Source organism: Vibrio qinghaiensis, from assembly GCF_002257545.1.
GTDB lineage: Bacteria > Pseudomonadota > Gammaproteobacteria > Enterobacterales > Vibrionaceae > Vibrio > Vibrio ordalii.
Genome location: NZ_CP022742.1, coordinates 421,017 through 440,465, shown reverse-complemented (window position 1 = coordinate 440,465; position 19,449 = coordinate 421,017). Strand labels below are relative to the sequence as shown.

The window sequence follows — 19,449 nt, the reverse complement described above, 5'->3', positions numbered from 1 at the left end:
ACCCATTTGTTTGAAGATGCATTCCGACAACGAAACAACCCTATTTAGTATTTGATGAATGGAGAGCTCCATGCTTAACTTTTTTAAAACTCGCCCAGATCTACCGCTATCGGATAGCTCTGAGGGCGCAATGCAATCGCGTTTCAAAAGTTTTCAATGGCAAGTATTCTTAGGCTTAGTCTTTGGATACGCCATGTTCTATGTGGTTCGTATGAGTTTAGGCGTCGTTAAAAAACCGATGCTTGATGCCGGCATCGTATCGATAGAAGAACTCGGGATCATGGGATCAGCCTTCTTCTTCACCTACGCATTTGGTAAGTTTTCGAACGGTTTCCTTTCTGACTACGCCAACATCGGCCGATTTATGTCGTTCTCACTACTGCTTTCTGGTGCCACTGCCATATTCATGGGGTTGAACACCACGGCATTCTTCTTTGTGTTACTTTGGGCCGTCAATGGTTGGTTCCAATCGGTGGGTTCTGCGCCTTCTTGCGTCTCGCTTTTCCAATGGTTCTCACCTAAACAGCGCGGAAGCCGTTATTCAATTTGGGGAGGATCTCGAAATATCGGCGAAGGCATCACTTGGATCCTAACAGCAACGCTAGTGAGTTATTTAGGCTGGCAAGCAGGTTTCATCGGTGCGGGCATTGCCGCCATCATCGCTGCATTGATTATGTTCTTTGTACTGAAAGATCGTCCGCAGACCTATGGTTTACCTGATGTTGCAACAGCATTTGGTGAAGAGCCCGAGTTCAAAAAAGCCAACGATCCAAAGGAAACACGTCGCGCTCAACTGTTCATTTTGAAGCAACCGACGGTCTGGCTGATTGCCGCTGCTTGTGCCGCGATGTATATCTCTCGCTATGCGATGTCTTCTTGGGCGGTGTTGTACCTACAAGAAACCAAAGGCTATTCACTGATTGATGCTGGTTTTGCAATGTCCACTTACCCTATTGCAGGCCTCGCGGGAGCTATTTTGTCTGGTATCATTTCAGATAAAGTATTCAACGCTAACCGTCATATCCCAACACTACTTTACGGATTTGCCAACATTGCAGGTATGTGCTTGATGTTCTTCGGCCCCGATAACCGTATGGTAGATGCTGTTGCTCTAGGCTTAATTGGCTTTGCGATTGGTGGGCTTGTCGTATTTCTTGCTGGCCTAACGGCTTGTGACTTAATGCCTAAAAATGCCGTTGGTGCCGTAAAGGGCTTTATTGGTTTGTTCTCTTACTTAGCCGCTTCGGCTCAAGAACTGGTGTCCTCATCATTGATTAAAATGACGGAAGTGGATGGCGTAACCAAATATGACTTTACTCAAGCACAATATTTCTGGTTGGCCGCTGGCGTGATTTCTTTACTGCTTGCGACTACGGTATGGAATGCCAAGAAAGTAACGGATATTGATGCTCCTACGGGCCAGATACTGGAAACGAAACCGAGTCTCTAATCTATATCACCCTTGATACAGGGGGATAATCCCCCCTGTTATTTTCTTATTTTCATTCTTATTTTCTATATCCAAATCACTTGAAAAATCGACCAAATGTAGGCCGAGAGCAATGGACAAGTGCAATTAGCACCACCATAACTTCAAGTAAAATGGCTATAGCGAGTGTCGTTATAGGATACCACTATGTGTAAAACAAAAATCGTTGCAACGCTTGGCCCTGCAAGCCAAAGCCGTGAAATGATCACTAAGCTCATTAATGCTGGTGTTAACGTTGTACGTTTAAACTTTTCTCACGGCACCGCTGACGAGCATATTGAATGCGCGATGTTAGTACGTGACATTTCACAAAAGCTTGGTGTCAGTGTCGGCATATTAGTCGATTTACAAGGACCTAAGATCCGTATTTCCTGTTTTGAAGACGGTGCGATCACTCTAAAAGCTGGTGACTCATTTATTCTCGATGGGCTTCACCCTACAATGGCTGGTAACCAAGAACGTGTGGGCTTAGATTACCCGCAGCTGATTCAAGACTTGAAATTGGGTGATACTTTACTGCTTGATGATGGCCGAGTACAACTCCGGGTCGAAGAACTCAACAAACCACAGCAGTGGGTAAAAACTCGCGTCATAAACAACGGTAAGCTGTCTAATCGCAAAGGCATTAATTTGCTCGGTGGTGGCCTTTCCGCGCCAGCACTGACGGACAAAGACAAACGAGACATCATCACTGCCGCGAAACTCCAAGCCGATTTTCTAGCCGTCTCATTTCCACGTAATGCCCAGGATTTACATGAAGCGCGCCGGTTAGCGGTACAAGCTGGCTGTCATGCACACATTGTCGCCAAAGTAGAGCGAGCCGAAGTGGTGAGCGATCAAAAAAATATGGACGCGGTCATCAATGCATCCGACGTAGTGATGGTTGCTCGTGGTGATTTAGGCGTTGAAATCGGTGATGCTCGCCTACCCGGCGTACAAAAAGCGTTGATTGCGCGCTCAAACTATTTAGGCAAACCCGTTATCACCGCAACACAGATGCTGGAGTCGATGATTGACAACCCGCTGCCAACACGCGCAGAAGTGCTTGATGTAGCGAACGCGATTATTGATGGCACTGACGCTATTATGCTGTCAGCAGAATCAGCGGCGGGAAGCTATCCCATTGAAGCAGTAGAAGCGATGGTGCGTATCGCTCATGGTGCAGAACAAGAGTTAGGCTGTGCGCAAAATTCATGGGATAAACTGCATCATTTGTGCAGCGATGCGGGCAAAAGCTTCGCGCTTTCTTCCATGATATCGGCGACTAAGGTTCACAAAGATCTTGGGGTCGCCATTTTAACTCAACAGGGAGAAACACCCCTGTTGATGTCTCGCTGTCAAAGCCAAGCTACCATTTGGGCACTCTCCGACAGGCCTGAACTGCTGCGTAAATTAACCATTTTGCGCGGCGTTACACCAACCTATATTCCATCATTAGCGACGCAAGCAGATTTGCTGTCTCAGCAAGTGCTTAACGCTCTGGCACAAGACGCGGCTAACCGCCATATTTCATCCATTTTAATGACACAATTAGAATCGATCGAAGGCGTGGGTAATATTAACGTCTGTCGTTTATTGACGTTGCCAGTAGTAAAAGAATTAGCCGCGTAGAATGTAGGGTTCTGCGCCGCTAATCATGAGATCATTAAAATTATTCAGTGATCTCAACACCTCCCCCTAAAAACCTTGCTCCAGAGGGAACTTGGCCTGCGCTTGTCGCAGGCCCTTTTTAATGATGCCAACAGCCAATTATTTATACAAACAGTAACCTCAGCGAATAAATAGATTGAGCGGCTAAGGCTTCTAATTCCGCTTGTAGCTCTTGATACGTTTGCGCAGAGTCAGCACTTTTCTCAATGACTAAACACAGATCAAACAAGGCATGCAAACCTAAGCTGCCAGCTGAACCTTTCAATTTGTGTGCTAACGACTTAACGACCTGAGCCTGTTCCCTAGATTGGCGAAACTCGTGTAGGTATTCATGCGTGCAATCGGCGAACAGTTCAATGATTTCATTCATCTTGTCACGCCCTAGCACCTCAATATCCGCGAGTAGGATCCGCTCGTCCACGATCGGACGAGCGGATTTTTGGCTATCCGAGGTTACGTGCGTAGGCACAATCAACTCAACGGGTAAGGTATTGTGTTCAATACGTTGCTGGACAAGTTGTGCAAGATCTTCTTTGACTAAAGGTTTGGGCAAATAGCCATCAAAACCAGCCGCTAAATAGCTTTCCACCTCTTCATTAAACACATGTGCCGAAATAGCAATCATCGGTGTGGGGCGTAGATGCGAATACTGTTCACTTTCGATACGTTTGAGCTGCGCCAACAGCTCAACACCATTAACGTCAGGTAGATTAATATCGAGCAGTGCGATATCAAACCTGTCTTCACTAAACAGAACCCGAGCTTCAGCGCCTGTTTTCGCGGTGAGCACATTATGACCGAGACTGGCCAAAAACCCTTCAGCAACCATGCAGTTGACAGGGTTATCCTCCACCAGCAAGATGTTGGCCTCTCGCGTCGCGGCTATCGGCCTTTTAACCACGTCATTCACTGCCTCTCCTCGCTGTAAAGGAACAGTAAACTCAAAACGGCTTCCTTTGCCTAAATCTGATTCAAGCTTAAGCTCGCCGCCCATGGCTTCAACAAGCCGTTTGCTGATAGCCAAACCAAGCCCAGTACCGCCTTTGTAACTTTGCTCACTGGAAGCTTGAGTAAACGCATCAAACAGCCTGATTTGATCCTGTTCACTGACTCCAACACCGGAATCCGACACTTCAAATGTCACTTGATTAGGCATTTCAGCATCAAGACTGACATAAATATCCACATAACCTTGATCGGTAAATTTGATGGCATTACCCACAAGGTTCGTCAGCACTTGACCTAAGCGAGTCATATCACCCACCCAAAAAGGAGCAACATCCAGTTCAATCTGCTTGGTAAATTCAAGCGACTTTTCTTCAGCACGTCCTTTCATCAGTTGGTAAACATCGTCCACCATTTGATGCAAATTAAAGTTGGCATTGCGAATTTCTAAGTGTCCGGCCTCAATTTTTGAATAATCCAGCACATCATTCAAAATGGACAGCAAGGTGTGGCCGCTGCGGTTAATCACGTCCACATACTGGCGCTGTTGAACGGTTAATGGCATCTCTTGTAATAAACGAGCCGTGCCCAATACGCCATTCATTGGTGTGCGGATTTCATGGCTCATGGTGGCCAAAAATGCCGATTTAGCGCGGTTGGCTTGCTCGGCTAAGTTGCGAGCTTTGGCATGATTCAACACTTCCATATTGAGTTTCTTATTGGTGTGTTGTAATTGCTCTGTTCGCTCGGTAACCACTTCCTCTAAATGCTCTTTATGTTCTTGTAACGCCTCTCTCGCCTGCGCTTCACTTTCCGCTACAACTTTAAGAGACTGCGCGGTATTGCGAGCCGTGATGATCGCCTGCCCCATTTGCGCCAGTTCATCCTCTCCTTGGACTGCCACTTCCACCTGCAGTTGCCCTTTTGCGATGGATAACAGTGCCGATGAATATTCGGCTAAACGTTTTACCACCGACAGATAGACGACCTTCCACATAATGAAAGCTGCAATGAGAAGGCCAACCAAGCTTAATAAGGTCAATGTATACTGGGCCACGTTCAAGGTTGTAGAGAGCTGCTCAACAGCGAGGGTCGTTGTACGATTGGAGTCATCCACTAAGCGGCTGACGGTGGTATTGAGATCTGAAAACTGTAGTAAGGTATTTTGTGTGAGCGATTTCGCGACCTGTTCGTTATCATAACGTTGCTGCAAAACCCGAAAAACCACTTTGCGCTTTTCCAGCGCATTGAGCAGCTCTGTCATTTGCTTCGAACGCGTCGGGTCTTCTACCGCGCGTACTCTGCGCTGCATGATGGTGAGGTTATGCAAAAACTCGGTTTGGATTTGTTGGATTCGCTCAACATCGGTAACCGTGCGTGTCTCTTCGATGTGGCTGAGCATTTTGAACGCCATTAAATGAAGCTCATGCAAGCGCTCTGAAAGATCGAGGTCCACTTCCACTAGAGCATCTAACGCTTGGTACGCTTGTGACGTTTTATCGGCTTGTAGCAAGTCATAAATGTGCGTCACATTCGCCACTGCGATGGTACTGGTATTGAGCACTTGAGTGCGCGTCAGCTCTTCCAATTGCAGTGCCAGTTGCCGCATCTCTTCCACTCGAACACTTAAGTCATGTGCCAGATACAACTTACGCTCAACCGTAATACCAAGCTGAGCCAGTGTATCGATAACGCTTTGAACATCATTTTCTAGGCGCGTCAGCAGTTCTGAATCAAAGGAATCGGCACCCAACTGCTTGATGTGATTAAGCAAAGATTGAAGCTGATCGAAAAGCGCTTTGCCATACTGCTGGCGCTCTTGCTCTGTTTTAGAGTTGGTTAACATTTGCACAGACGTAATGATTCGTGTGCTTAACTCCGACACTTGACGCGCTTCCAGCATCGAAGGAATGGCAGAATTCACCACATTACGTTCGGTTTTAGCCACCAGCGAAAAACCAAACACACCGATCAACGCCGATAACAAAACGAGCAGGGCCATTGCCGAAAAGGACAACATTAATTTTCGGCCAATACTGGCTTTGGCTAACAACATGGCACCCAACCTCAAACATTACTTCTTAAGCAACCCGGAATGGGCTATATTTTGCAGTGTTTACTCACGTTATGCCAACGAATAGCGAATGCAATTGATCTTAAACCTTATTTCCCCAACGCTTTTACTGCTGATTTTAAGCTTGGTTAGCAGCACAACATTCGCCGAACCCCATAAGAAAGTCTGCGCTTTATACCCTCACCTCAAAGATTCCTATTGGTTATCAGTCAACTATGGAATGGTTGAGGAGGCGAGAAAACAGAAGTTGAATTTACGCGTGTTAGAATCAGGTGGTTATCCTAATCACGAACGACAAAAAGAACAGCTTTCATTGTGCGTTCGTTGGGGCGCTGATGCGATCATTCTCGGTACAGTTGCGCCGGATCTTTACACAACGGACTTAAGTACATACGTCGCTTCTACGCCTGTGTTTGCAACGGTTAATCAACTCATTCTCAATCAGCAGCAGTCTGCGCGGCTACAAGGTCAAGTGGGTGTCGATTGGTATTGGATGGGGTACTACGCGGGAAAATATCTTGCTGACAAGCACCCACAAGGCAGTGGTAAAACTAAGATCGCTTTACTACTTGGTCCAAAAACAAGTGGAGGAACAAAACCTGTTAGCCAAGGTTTTTATCGCGCAATACAAGGTAGTGATATAGACGTAGTCGAAAACTTATGGGCAGATAACGATAAAGAACTGCAGCGTAATTTAGTACAACAAGCGCTGGAGCGAGCTGACCTTCGCTATATTGTGGGCAGCGCCGTCGCGATTGAAGCGGCGATCAGCGAATTGAGAACCTCAGGGATGACAAACCACATCGGTTTGGTGGCAACCTATTTAAGTCATGGCGTCTACCGCGGGCTACTGCGTGGCCGAGTCGAATTTGCGCCAACGGATAAAATGGTCGAGCAAGGCAGGCTTTCCATTCAACAAGCTGCGGCTTTTTTCAATCAGCAACCTTATGAAAAAAAAGCCGCACCGATTATCGAATCCTTAACGCCTATGTCACTCAATCCGCAGATAATTGCAGATTCGTTATCTCCATCTGAATATAGGCCGACTTTTAGCGTAAAAGAGATTGAATAAAAGTGGCGATTTCGCTATTTAACATACTGATTTGAATCATAGGAACTCTTCAATGCAAACAACGACTCGGACTATGCCTGCGCATAAGCATGTCGCTCTCGTCGCTCACGACAACTGCAAACCAGAACTACTTCGCTGGGTAAAAGAAAATAAAGAAAAACTACAGCGCCATTTTTTATACGCGACAGGAACCACTGGCAACATGCTCAGCAAAGAGACTGGCCTTGCTATAAAAAGCATGATCAGCGGTCCGATGGGTGGCGACCAACAAATTGGTGCGTTGATTTCTGAAGGCAAAATTGATGTGTTGATCTTCTTCTGGGACCCACTCAATGCCGTACCGCATGATCCCGATGTAAAAGCTCTGCTACGAATTGCCAGCGTTTGGAACATTCCAGTTGCCACAAACCGCGCCAGTGCTAAATTTTTGTTCTCTTCACAGTTGATAGAGCAAGAGGTCGATATCGAGATCCCTGATTACCAAGCTTATCTAGCTGAACGCATGTAACCTATAACCTTCACATACGCACAGAGACACACAGTCAAAATCCAAATCACCACATAAGACAACTTGATCGCCTGCGTGAACGCATCCCCTTTCAAAGGATGCGTTATTTCTGCTTCACCACTGGGTAATCCCCTGATAGCAATTCGCGAACAAAAACCGAGCCACTGCCCGAGTGCGTGATCCACACTTTCTCTTTAGCGCGGGTCATTGCAACGTAGAATAAACGGCGCTCTTCGGCGTAGGGGAAATCATCATTCGATTGGCTCAATGCACTATCGATATGCAGCGCTTTCACTCGAGCCGGAAACTGCCCCTCATCAACACCGAGCACAATCACAAAATCGGCTTCTTTACCTTTACTGGCATGACAAGTCATAAATTCTATATTGAGTGAGCGGTAATGCTTTTTCCAGTCGTTAAGCCGCTCTGGTTTATGATAATGGTTTCGTCCAAGCAGTAGCACAGATTGTGTACGATTCGCTTGGCGATTGAGTTGATCCAAGATCTTTTCAATGTTGTTGCTTGGTGCAATAAAAACTGATTTTTGTTTTTGCTGCTTGAAGCTGTTAAGTGTTTTTGGTAACTGATTCGGATTGGCTTGAATAAACTGGTTAGCCACCGCACCCAACTGATCATTAAAACGATAAGTCCTATCCAGATAATGAACCGTCGAGTGTGGGAAGCGTTCACTAAACCCAGTCGTAAGATCAACGTCAGAACCTGCAAATTGATAGATTGACTGCCAATCATCACCGACTGCAAACAAGTTACACGCTCCTGGCTGTTGCTCACACAAAGATTGGATCAACGCCAATCGCTGTGGTGAAATATCTTGGTATTCATCGATCATGATGAATTTCCAATTCGATTTAAATTTGCCCTTTTCAACGTATTCCGTTGCGCGGCTGATCATCATATTAAAATCAATTTGATTTTGCTCTTTGAGCATTTGTAACCAAGCTTGGTAACATGGCCAGCACAAAGAGAGCTCACTGTTCAGCCGTGAATAGTCTGGATGGTCAATCAAACGTTGTTGCAGCTCCTTTTTTCCAAGACCAAGCATAGCCAGTTGCTCAAGCTGCTTTTCCAACCATGCAATCAGCTTGGGGTTTTCAACATGGCTGCCCAGTTCATCATCACCAGCTAAATAAGCAATTGGCCATTTAGATAAATGCTTCTGCCAACGCTTAAAATTGGTCGGCGTCATCCAATGTTTCTTCAACCAATCAATACACCATGCCAACTTTAAGTTACTGTCTAGAGCTACAGGCGAAATGATCGCTTCTCGCCCTTCGACCTCGTTTAAAATTTTCAGTCCTAACTGATGGAAGGTATTAACGCGAACGCGTTCCGCCGCCATGCCGATTTTGCTATCTAATCGCTGTTCCATCTCTTTCGACGCATCGCGACCAAAAGCCACCAGTAGAATTTCGTGGGCCTGTGCAAGGTGACTCTGGAGTAGATACGCAACACGCGCCGTCAAAACGCTGGTTTTGCCCGAACCTGCACCCGCTAGGATGAGGTTGTGATCATCATTGAGTAGCACTGCCTGTTGCTGCGACAAATTAAGTGGAGAACTTTCAACTTGAGAGAATAAGACTTCCCAGTTTTGACGTTCCAATTCAAGCCAGTGTTGATTTCGTTGGGCAAGGGACGCCGAGCGATCCGTAAGCCAAGGCGAGAGCTGAGCAATAGCATCAGGTAGCCGTTGACGTGCTTCGGCTAATTTCATGTCCATCGTCGCAAAGTCGGCTTCCACTTGTAAAGCCCAAACATCCAATAAGGAGTGTGGCAAAAAAGAGGGTAAACGCTTCAAGCGATTGAGCTCTTGCTCCCAGCGAGGCAGATACTGACTCAACTGCACACATTGACGATTGTGCCATTGTTGATAAGCCGCTACCGCCGTATGGGCAAACTGTCGGCACTCGGGCCAAGGCAAACCTTGCACCAACCATGATTGCTGAACGCCTTCATCTTCATGCGCAAAAAACTGCAATGCTCCCCAAAACAAACCACGCTTAACACGGACTTTACCGTTCCAAACCGTAAACGGGATCCGCTCTTCGCTGACAGCCGAGGAGATAATCAAACGCTGTTGGTCAAGTTCAACTTGGTTATATTCGTCTTGAATGAGAAATTGTGCAGGCTTATTTGCGCTCAGCTGCATGGTTTTATGCTCTTTTATAAGAATGTGAATATGATATACCAATCACAGTGGGCATTGAAAAATTAATGTCAAGATTGCTGTGGGTGATTTTGTAATCAAGTAGACGTTTTTCTTTATCTTGATCAGAGTGTTAATCAAGGTTTCTGCTACACTATGGTTTTCTTTTTGGATGTTGAAGTATCGTGCCGCTTTCTCGCAAAATTCGCCTTTATTGGGCGAATAAAACCGTCAATTACAGCATTCTCATTTTGATCACCCTATTAGGCGTGGTCATTCCTGCGTGGCACTACAACCTCAATACTTGGATTACACCACTGATCCTCGGCGTAATTGCCGCAGCGCTGGCTGAAAGTGATGACAGTTTCAGTGGACGGCTAAAATCCCTCACTTTGACATTTATCTGCTTTGCCATCGCTGCTTTTTCCATCGAACTGCTTTTCCATACCCCGCCACTGTTTGCGATTGGGTTATTTATCTCCTCGTTTGGTTTTATCATTCTTGGCGCCATTGGGCCACGTTATGCCAGCATTGCGTTTGGCTCCTTACTCATCGCCATCTACACTATGTTGGGTGCACACCAAAGCGTGAATTTGTGGTTTCAACCCGTTTTGCTCCTGACGGGTGCGGCTTGGTATTACTTCATGTCGATGATTTGGCATATGTTTTGGCCAATGCAACCAGTACAGCAAAGCTTAGCGAATGTTTTTTTGCAATTGGCCAATTATCTTGAGTCCAAAAGCCATCTCTTCCATCCCGTATCGAACTTAGTCCCTCAGCCATATCGAATTGCTGAAGCCAATTTAAACGCGGCAACGGTTACCGCACTCAATCAATGTAAAGCCACTTTGTTGAGTCGTTCAAAAAGAGGCCATATTGATGGTGCCAGTGACCGCTTTCTCAACATTTATTTTCTAGCGCAAGATATTCATGAACGCGTCAGCTCAAGTCATTATCGCTATCAAGAACTTGCCGAGCACTTTGGCCGCTCAGATGTACTGTTTCGCTTTAAGCATTTACTCGAAACACAAGCGAAAGCCTGCCGTGAAATTGCCCAATCAATCCAGCTAGGGCGGAGCTATCAGCACCATTCAGAGTCAATCATGGCTCTAGACGAATTGCAAAGCTCATTAAACTACCTACAAGAACAACAACGCCCTGACTGGCGAATGTTGATAGCACAACTGGGCTATCTTTTCAACAACTTGGCAACAGTAGAAAAGCAACTAAATAACATCTGCAACCCTGATGTCAATAAGCTCGAAGAGGGAGTATTGGATGATACGGAAGCTCATACTCTCAAAGCCATGTGGCTGCGAGTTAAAGCCAATTTGCATAAAGATTCGATGCTGTTTCGACATGCGCTGCGTATGTCTATCGCACTTACCATAGGTTACGGAATCATCCAAGGTTTTGGTATTGAACGAGGCTACTGGATTTTGCTCACGACACTGTTTGTTTGTCAGCCAAACTACTCAGCCACTCGGCAAAAACTGACGGCCCGAATCATTGGCACGTTATCGGGGCTGTTTTTAGGCGTGCTGCTCTTAACCTTGTTCCCATCGCCAGAAAGCCAATTGGTCTTTATCGTACTATCAGGGGTAATGTTTTTCGCCTTTAGACTAAACAACTACGGCTATGCGACGGGCTTTATTACTCTTTTAGTGCTGTTCTGCTTTAATCAATTGGGTGAAGGTTACGCCGTGGTACTACCTCGACTTGCCGATACTTTAATTGGTTGCGCACTGGCCGTCGCAGCGGTAGTGCTGATTCTCCCTGACTGGCAATCAAAACGCTTACATAAAGTCATGGCGGATGCGATCGATGCCAACAAAGCTTATTTAGGACAGATTATTGGCCAGTACCGTATCGGTAAGAAAGATAGCTTGAGCTATCGCATCTCACGGCGCAATGCTCACAACCAAGACGCAAATTTAACCGCAGCAATCAGTAATATGCTGGCAGAACCAGGGAAATATCGCACAGCAATCGATGAAAGTTTCCGTTTTCTGACACTAAACCATGCCCTGCTCAGCTATATCTCTGCTCTTGGAGCCCATCGGACACGCATCGAAGATGAAGCAACGCACCAACTGGTACTTGAAACCCACCGAGTGATCCACCACCACTTAGAGGTGTTGCACAAACAACTTTATGAACATTGTGATGAATGCGATACCAGCGACATTGACGATGCAGGCTTAGAGAAACGCTTAGCCGAATGGCGTGAAGAAGATGAAAGCTCGGTAAGAATGGTCTTACAACAGCTGCACCTCATTTATCGCATGCTACCTGAGCTTCACTCTCTCGCCAGCAAGTTCGCCGTCCGTGTAAACCAGCAACTGTCGTAATAATGAGAGCGGCTTAGTTTCGAGCGACTCTCACCTTTCTCTTATTATAACTTGACATTTTTCGGACAAAAAATCGCCACATCGAGAATAATCTCAGACTAAGTATTTTCTTACAGGTGTAAGGCCATGAAAGGACATCAAACTTACCGCGGTGAGAAGGCAGCGCATTTTTTACTGAGGCATGAGTCGATGACGCATAATCAATTTGAGTCTTTAAAATCACAATTACAGCATTTGACACCCCAACAACTGCGTTTATTACAAGGCGAAATAAAGCACTCTTTGGAACATGAAACGAACAGCTTGCTCACCGATGATGAGCTGAATGTGCTTTCGAGCCTCTTTTCCTAGTTACAATTTTCTTCTTGTGCAAAAAGTAAACGGAACCTAAACTTTAGACATCAACGAGGGTAAGCTTATGTCTATATCTGGTGTTCATTCTGGCTATCAACTGATCAATCAGTCAAATAAAATGGTTGAAGAGGCCGCTAGTGAGCTTAATATGGAAAAAGACATCTCTCCTGTTGATAAGGCGGACAAAGCGCTTGCTTTTAATAAAGTTGAGTTTGATAAAGTTGTTGCTAAGACTGAAGATAAACCTGAAGCAATTGATAGCCTACTGAAATTGAACCAAGCCACACAATACAACCGCATTGGTACCAATATTATCCAGCGAGATCAAGACATGCTTGGCTCAATATTGGATATCCAAGCCTAACTCTTCACACAACTTGCAACACAAGCAAATATTGTGTTTATATCCATGGTCAGTACAATGCCTGCAAATTCTTTACCATGATTCGCTATGCCTAAGCTAAACCAGCATCGAAGAAATTATGTTTCTATTTTGTGCGGTGATATATCAGCCCAGCAGCTAGAGCAAACACTCCAACCCAAACTCACTTCTCCAACGCTCAAATTAACACCAAGTCCGTATTTAACCGCAAAAAATGTGGAGCGCCGTTGGCAAGTACTTAACACGCGAACGAGCAAAAGTGCGCTTTTAGATGACTCAACAGAGCAAGATATGCTCTGCTACCACAAAAATATTGAGCATTTTATTGGCACAGTCAAAGTTCCAGTTGGGATCGCAGGGCCATTACGAGTCAATGGACTGTTTGCCAAAGGTGATTATCTCGTCCCGCTCGCTACAACCGAAGCCGCTTTGGTTGCCTCTTATCATCGTGGTGCAAAATTGCTCACTGCGGCAGGAGGTGCAAGCGCCATGTTGTTAAATGAAGGCGTTACTCGCACGCCAGGCTTTGCATTTTATAACTTAATCGAAGCTGGGCAGTTTGTGGCGTGGATAGTGACTCAATATGACCACTTTAAACAAGTTGCAGAAAACACGACAGCACACGGAAAACTGTCAGACATTAATGTCAATATTGAAGGGAACCATGTCTACCTCGTGTTTGAGTTTTTAACCGGCGATGCATCAGGGCAAAACATGGTCACTATTGCCACCAATGCCGTGTTCCAAACCATTCTGGCAAATACTCCTGTGCAGCCTGAATACGCATTCCTTGATGGCAACCTATCGGGTGATAAAAAAGCCACTAGCCAAACACTGCGTAGTGTGAGAGGAAAAAAAGTGACTGCCGAGGTGCATTTATCTGCCGAACTCATCCATAAACATCTGCATACGACGCCACAGTCTATGATGCAATTTGGCCAAATGACGACTGTTGGTGGGGCATTAAGCGGCGCGATAGGCATTAACGCACATTACGCTAATGCACTCGCTGCTTTGTATATTGCCTGTGGGCAAGACGCCGCTTGCGTTGCTGAATCGGCAATTGGTATGACACGCATGGAAGTGGACAAAAATGGTGGTTTGTACGCCAGTGTAACCTTACCCAATTTAATGTTAGGGACCGTTGGTGGCGGTACAGGGTTACCGAGTCAAAAAGCATGTTTGGATATTCTCGGTCTGCACGGTACTGGTCATTCGCAAGCGTTAGCCGAAGTGGCAGCATCACTCTGTCTGGCTGGTGAACTTTCTATTGTCGGTGCGTTCTGCGCTGGCCATTTTTCACGCGCTCATCGTAAACTCGCTCGTTGAGGTATTACTTTTCACAACCGAAAAGGCGTTACGTGAAGACGTAGCGCCTTTTTTATTGGTTAAGTGAGCATATGCATTAGAAAATAATGATCGAGATCAAAATAAAAAAACAAAAAACTAACTATTTTGACTAAAGAATGGTTTCATACGAACATTACAGAACAAAAACGAAATAGGTACGCTCAATGAACAACCATTCTGTTTGCAACTCGATTGAAGCCGAAAACAATGTGCTCGACATTATTGTTGTCGGTGGCGGTATCAATGGGGCAGGCATCGCCGTCGATGCAGCTGGCCGCGGGCTGAAAGTTGGCCTGTATGAAGCAAAAGATTTTGCTAGCGCTACCTCTTCTGCGAGCTCAAAATTAATTCATGGTGGGTTAAGATACCTAGAACATTATGAATTTCGTTTAGTCGGTGAGTCATTGGCTGAACGCGAAGTACTGTTGCGCAAAGCGCCTCACATTGCAAAACCAATGCGATTTCGTCTACCACACCGCCCTTTTCTAAGGCCTGCTTGGATGATTCGTGCCGGACTTTTCCTTTATGACCATTTAGGCAAACGAACCTCACTACCTGCCAGCAAAAAAATAGCCCTTAACGCAGGTGTGGTGACTAAAAATGAGATGAAAATGGGTTTCGAATACTCAGACTGCTGGGTCGATGATGCTCGTTTAGTGATACTGAATGCGATGCAAGCACGTGAACTCGGTTCCGAAGTAAAAAACTATTGCCGCGTTGAATCAGCTCGTCGTGTTGACGAGTTATGGCATGTGACTTTGTTTGATGAAAAAACACAAACTCGTTTTACGCGCCGCAGCCACGCGCTTGTCAACGCAACAGGTCCTTGGGTTAAACAGTTCATTGATGAGCAGATTGAAATTACTTCTCCCTACGGTATCCGGCTCATCAAAGGGTCACATATTATCGTGCCGAAAATTCACGATGAAGAGCAAGCATATATTTTACAAAACGAAGATAAACGGATCGTCTTTGTGATCCCCTATCTTGATCACTATTCAATGATAGGCACCACTGATGTCGAATACCAAGGTGATCCTCGTCAAGTGAAAATTAGCGTCGAAGAAAAACAGTACTTATTGGATGTTGTGAATAAGCACTTTATCCATCAGGTCAAATTGGATGAGATTGTGGCCGACTTCAGCGGTGTGCGCCCGCTGTGTGATGATGAGTCTGATTCACCGCAAGCGATTACTCGTGACTATACACTTTCTCTCGATCAACAAGCTGATAATGCGCCACTACTTTCTATTTTTGGTGGAAAGTTAACCACTTATCGCAAGTTAGCTGAATCTGCTATGGGTCAATTAAAACCATTTTTTAATCAAATGTCTGACTGTTGGACCGCAAACAAACCACTGCCCGGTGGAGAAGAATTTTATCCAGCACAGCTCAAACAGCAGCTCGAACAACGTTTCTCAGATATTGATAAAGCAACCATTAACCGCTGGGTCACTAATTACGGAAGCCGAACTTTGGCGATGCTCGAAAATGTGCAAAGCAGTGCTGATCTGGGTAAACATTTTGCGTTTGGGCTCTATCAACGCGAAGTCGATTATCTATTAGATCATGAATTTGCTTCTTCATGTGAAGATATCCTATGGCGCAGAAGTAAACTCGGCTTAGCATTTAACACTGAGCAAATTGCTCAGTTAAATGATTATATCGACCAATCATCAACCTGTGAGTGTCAGCGCATCAGTGCTTAACACAAGAGGTAGCCACTAGCATTAAACTTGAGAAAAGCTCTTAGAAACATGATCTTCTGAGAGCTTTTACTTTTTCTTAGTAGGTGACGTAAAAATCACGCGCTATAGTAAAGCTATATTTTCGCAACGACGATACCACTCAATGCCAATTCCGAATACTAATAGCGACGAACTCATCAAACTCCTTAAGCCATGCATGAAAATCCTCGCCACAGTCGAATTTGGGCCTGAAGATTCTTATAACTTTTCAACGACAATTATCGGGTGTAAACGTGAAAGATATGTATTGATCGATATGCCCATCAAAGCACGTGAAGACTTGGTGATGCGCAAAATAGTTAATATCCAAATTATTCTACGTGGGATTTGTGACACGGAATTAGGTCATATACTCGCGTTCAAAACATCGATTATTCGCAGTATTTCCAAACCGTTCGGATTACTGTTTATCAAGTTTCCTAATCACTTTGTGACCAAAGCGATCCGAGAGCACGAACGCTACAAACTCTCTTTACCGGCAATTGTGTATGAAGGAGAGCACCAATTAAAAGGAAAATTGGTCGACTTTTCGATTTCTGGCTGTGCACTACTTATTCCTAGCGTACATCATTTAGAAAAAGATATGTTTATTGAGATAAAGTCCACACTGTCCCCACTTCTACCACAAGACCTCGCTTGCCAAATCGTCAGTGTCCGTCAACAAGGTCAAGGAGTGTTAGTTGGCGTTAAATTTCTTGAATCAATTGCAATGACAGCTGCATTGAAAAAAGAAATTTTAGAACGCGCTTTTATGGCAAGTAGCGTGTAGCATTCTATAAGATAAAAAACCGTATAAGAATGTTGCGCTGTACTTTATTTCTGCCGTTTTTGGAAATGACAAAAAGCCTCATGCAATGCTTTCTCTTTGATGGGTTTAACTATCACATATTCTGCACCTGCAGCCATGAATGCTTCGTTAGTCGATTGCATACCATCAGCTGTACACGCATAAATAGGTACATCCATCATCAGCTCGTGTTTGATCAAATGGGTTGTTTCAACCCCTCCTAAATAAGGCAGTTGGTTATCCATTAAGATAAGATCCACTGGATGATCTTTCAAATAATCAATCGCCTGTAGGCCATCTTCCACTCTTGACACTTCCATACGGTATTTTTTGCAAAATGCTTGAGCAATAAAAGCATTGGTATGGTTATCTTCGACTAGCAACACTTTGATTGGTTTTTCAAACAGCTCATGTGGTGGAGTAGACGCATAGGATGTTACCTCCTTCTTACAGCCACTGACTGCAACTAATGGGAGTTTGATAGAAAACGTCGTACCTACACCAAATTGACTTTTTACGCTTACTGTACCATCAAGCATCTCAATCAAGCTTTTGACAATTGCAAGCCCCAAACCACTCCCGCCGTATTCTCGTGTGGTGTTTGATTCTACTTGAGTAAAAGGCTCAAAAATAAGCGCGAGATCTTGCTCTCTGATGCCGATACCTGTATCGCTAATCGAAATCAACAGATGGCTGCTATTCTTTTGCTGGAACTCAATGCTAATCAGCCCATTGTGGGTAAACTTAGTGGCATTATTTAATAGATTGAACAGAATTTGGTTCAGGCGGACTTGATCGCCATGGATCATCATATCAGGCGGAATATTGCTCTTCAGGCTGAACTCAATCTCTTTTTCGGCACATAAAGGTCGATAGATACTTTCCACAGCAGAGATGACTTCAACCAGCTTAAAATCAGACTCTTGAATTCTAAACTGCTCCTCCTCTATCTTTGAAAAATCAAGGATATCATTAAGCACCGCCAATAAATGTTCACCACTGCTGCATAACACATTCACTTGCTCAAGTTGCTCATGGTTGCTAATTTCACGCTTAAGTAATTGAGAAACACCCAAAATTCCATTCAGTGGTGTTCTCAATTCATGGCTCATTTTTGCAAGAAATTCAGCACGAATACGCGCCGACTCTTCCGCTTCTTGCCTTGCGAGTCGGCTCTGTTTAGCCGCCTCGGCGATTGTCGTAATATCTTGTCCTTGGGTGATGATTGACTCAATTCTTTGCTCAAAAATAATGGGTGATAAATTCCAACGAAAAACCTTATTCCCGACTTCAACATTTATCTCTCGGAAAGTTTCTTGTTCAACCGCAAGGCGTATCTTTGGCTGCAACTCCTGCTTTAATGCATCAAAAATGCACTGCTGCTGATCATTGCGACGCATGAAATATTTTTTTGCGGATGGGTTCATTTTGATGATATCGCCGTCGATACTCCACACTATGATGGGCGAAAGTGAAAAATTGAACAGATCCTCAAATTGTTTTTCTTGCTCAGATAAACGTTGAAATGTGTGTTCTAGCGTTCTGCCGAAGTGATCAAATTCATAGATTTTAGAACCAGAAAAAAGCTCATAATTCCCCGCTTCAGAAGCTTTGCGGGTGTAATTCATCAAGCTACTGATCTCTATTTTGACTCGTCGATGTAACCACCAACGAGTCAAAATAGAGACTATCACCATGGCAAAAAGAGCAAAAATCATCCAAAAAAAATAATTTTCACGCAATTGCAATACGTTCTTATTACTCTGCACACTGAGAACATTAATATAAATTGGTACCCCTTCAGTGGTTAACTCGGTACGGCTTAACATGTAATCTGCAAAACTGTAGGCGTCAAAATTATCGTCTAAAAGATCATGTTCCGTGTAGGTATCATCACCATTAATTGTTGAGGCTAAGACCTTGTCACCGGTCGTCATCACGAGATTTTCTGAGTTGCTGCCTTCACGTAATGTTTCTGCCAGCACGTAATTGTTGTTAAGTACGCTAGCAAGATGCAAAAAGCCAATCACTTCCCCAGATGGTGAGTCAATAACGGGTGTACGTCTGAGCATTAAGTAGGTATAGCCCAATTGAGAAGGCGATTTGATCATATGCCAGTTATTACTTAACGCAACTTTATGAGACATGTTTACCAGCTCGTTCTGTTCAATACCATAAAACTGCGCATTGCCATCTTCCCACATCAGGCTGTCAGAATCAGAAATGAAACGAATATCTGGCGTATTGGTTACTTCTAGCTGGTCAACCCCAAAAAAGAACTGATCAATGCTGTCATTATCGCCCTTACGAATTGCTTTAACTAAGCCTGTATTTTTTGCGCTGCTATCTTGGTTTACCTGCAGTAATGAAAGACGGAAGTTAAAGAGATTCTGAATAAGACTGGAGGTTTGAGAAGCCGTACGTTGCACTTCTTGAGCAATGATTTTGCTACTGATCTGATAACTTTGAAATAAAACACTGAGCGTCAACGCGCCAATTACCGCAATCATTGATTTGGTAATCACGGTGGCTATCTTTTGTTTTTTCTTGACGCTGCTTGACCTTAAACTCATTA

General features: G+C 44.6%; 13 protein-coding genes. 10 read left to right on the top strand and 3 right to left on the bottom strand.

Going from position 1 to position 19,449, the window contains the following annotated elements:
- Window positions 1-70 precede the first annotated feature (70 nt).
- Together CCZ37_RS15245 and pyk are read left to right on the top strand one after the other, a co-directional pair.
- Window positions 71-1,450, top strand: a complete 1,380-nt coding sequence (locus CCZ37_RS15245) for an MFS transporter (RefSeq protein WP_026028333.1) — start codon at window positions 71-73, stop codon at window positions 1,448-1,450.
- 186 nt (window positions 1,451-1,636) lie between these two features.
- On the top strand, window positions 1,637-3,100 hold the full coding sequence (gene pyk, locus CCZ37_RS15240) for a pyruvate kinase (RefSeq protein ID WP_094501315.1): 1,464 nt from the start codon (window positions 1,637-1,639) through the stop codon (window positions 3,098-3,100).
- Window positions 3,101-3,242: 142 nt separating this feature from the next.
- Here the strand turns inward: pyk and torS are convergent, their stop codons facing one another.
- Complete coding sequence (gene torS, locus CCZ37_RS15235; protein ID WP_244187311.1) at window positions 3,243-6,140, bottom strand: TMAO reductase system sensor histidine kinase/response regulator TorS; 2,898 nt, start codon at window positions 6,138-6,140, stop codon at window positions 3,243-3,245.
- An 88-nt stretch (window positions 6,141-6,228) separates the two neighbouring features.
- Here torS and torT point away from each other — a divergent pair, with 88 nt between their 5' ends.
- Together torT and CCZ37_RS15225 are read left to right on the top strand one after the other, a co-directional pair.
- On the top strand, window positions 6,229-7,230 hold the full coding sequence (gene torT / locus CCZ37_RS15230; protein ID WP_094501310.1) for a TMAO reductase system periplasmic protein TorT: 1,002 nt from the start codon (window positions 6,229-6,231) through the stop codon (window positions 7,228-7,230).
- A 52-nt stretch (window positions 7,231-7,282) separates the two neighbouring features.
- On the top strand, window positions 7,283-7,738 hold the full coding sequence (locus CCZ37_RS15225; protein WP_026027464.1) for a methylglyoxal synthase: 456 nt from the start codon (window positions 7,283-7,285) through the stop codon (window positions 7,736-7,738).
- A gap of 103 nt (window positions 7,739-7,841) precedes the next feature.
- On the opposite strand, the gene helD is transcribed toward CCZ37_RS15225, so the two are convergent.
- Entirely contained in the window at window positions 7,842-9,905 is a 2,064-nt protein-coding gene (gene helD, locus CCZ37_RS15220) for a DNA helicase IV (protein ID WP_167372447.1), read from the bottom strand.
- 182 nt (window positions 9,906-10,087) lie between these two features.
- Here helD and yccS point away from each other — a divergent pair, with 182 nt between their 5' ends.
- The 6 genes from yccS to CCZ37_RS15190 all read left to right on the top strand — a co-directional run bounded on the left by yccS (window position 10,088) and on the right by CCZ37_RS15190 (window position 16,856).
- A complete protein-coding gene (gene yccS, locus CCZ37_RS15215; RefSeq protein ID WP_094501304.1) occupies window positions 10,088-12,253 on the top strand; it encodes a YccS family putative transporter in 2,166 nt (721 codons plus the stop codon).
- A 126-nt stretch (window positions 12,254-12,379) separates the two neighbouring features.
- Window positions 12,380-12,604, top strand: a complete 225-nt coding sequence (locus tag CCZ37_RS15210; RefSeq protein WP_010316984.1) for a hypothetical protein — start codon at window positions 12,380-12,382, stop codon at window positions 12,602-12,604.
- Window positions 12,605-12,671: 67 nt separating this feature from the next.
- Complete coding sequence (locus tag CCZ37_RS15205) at window positions 12,672-12,971, top strand: hypothetical protein (protein WP_094501301.1); 300 nt, start codon at window positions 12,672-12,674, stop codon at window positions 12,969-12,971.
- Between the two features lie 87 nt (window positions 12,972-13,058).
- Window positions 13,059-14,318 carry a hydroxymethylglutaryl-CoA reductase gene (locus tag CCZ37_RS15200; RefSeq protein ID WP_029626763.1) on the top strand — a complete coding sequence of 420 codons (1,260 nt, stop codon included), beginning with the start codon at window positions 13,059-13,061 and terminating at the stop codon, window positions 14,316-14,318.
- A 185-nt stretch (window positions 14,319-14,503) separates the two neighbouring features.
- Window positions 14,504-16,048 carry a glycerol-3-phosphate dehydrogenase gene (gene glpD, locus CCZ37_RS15195; protein WP_094501299.1) on the top strand — a complete coding sequence of 515 codons (1,545 nt, stop codon included), beginning with the start codon at window positions 14,504-14,506 and terminating at the stop codon, window positions 16,046-16,048.
- A gap of 142 nt (window positions 16,049-16,190) precedes the next feature.
- A complete protein-coding gene (locus tag CCZ37_RS15190; RefSeq protein ID WP_244187310.1) occupies window positions 16,191-16,856 on the top strand; it encodes a PilZ domain-containing protein in 666 nt (221 codons plus the stop codon).
- Between the two features lie 44 nt (window positions 16,857-16,900).
- On the opposite strand, the gene luxQ is transcribed toward CCZ37_RS15190, so the two are convergent.
- Window positions 16,901-19,447: a quorum-sensing autoinducer 2 sensor kinase/phosphatase LuxQ gene (luxQ, locus tag CCZ37_RS15185; RefSeq protein ID WP_094501295.1), complete on the bottom strand. Its 2,547-nt coding sequence runs from the start codon at window positions 19,445-19,447 to the stop codon at window positions 16,901-16,903.
- Window positions 19,448-19,449: the final 2 nt, after the last annotated feature.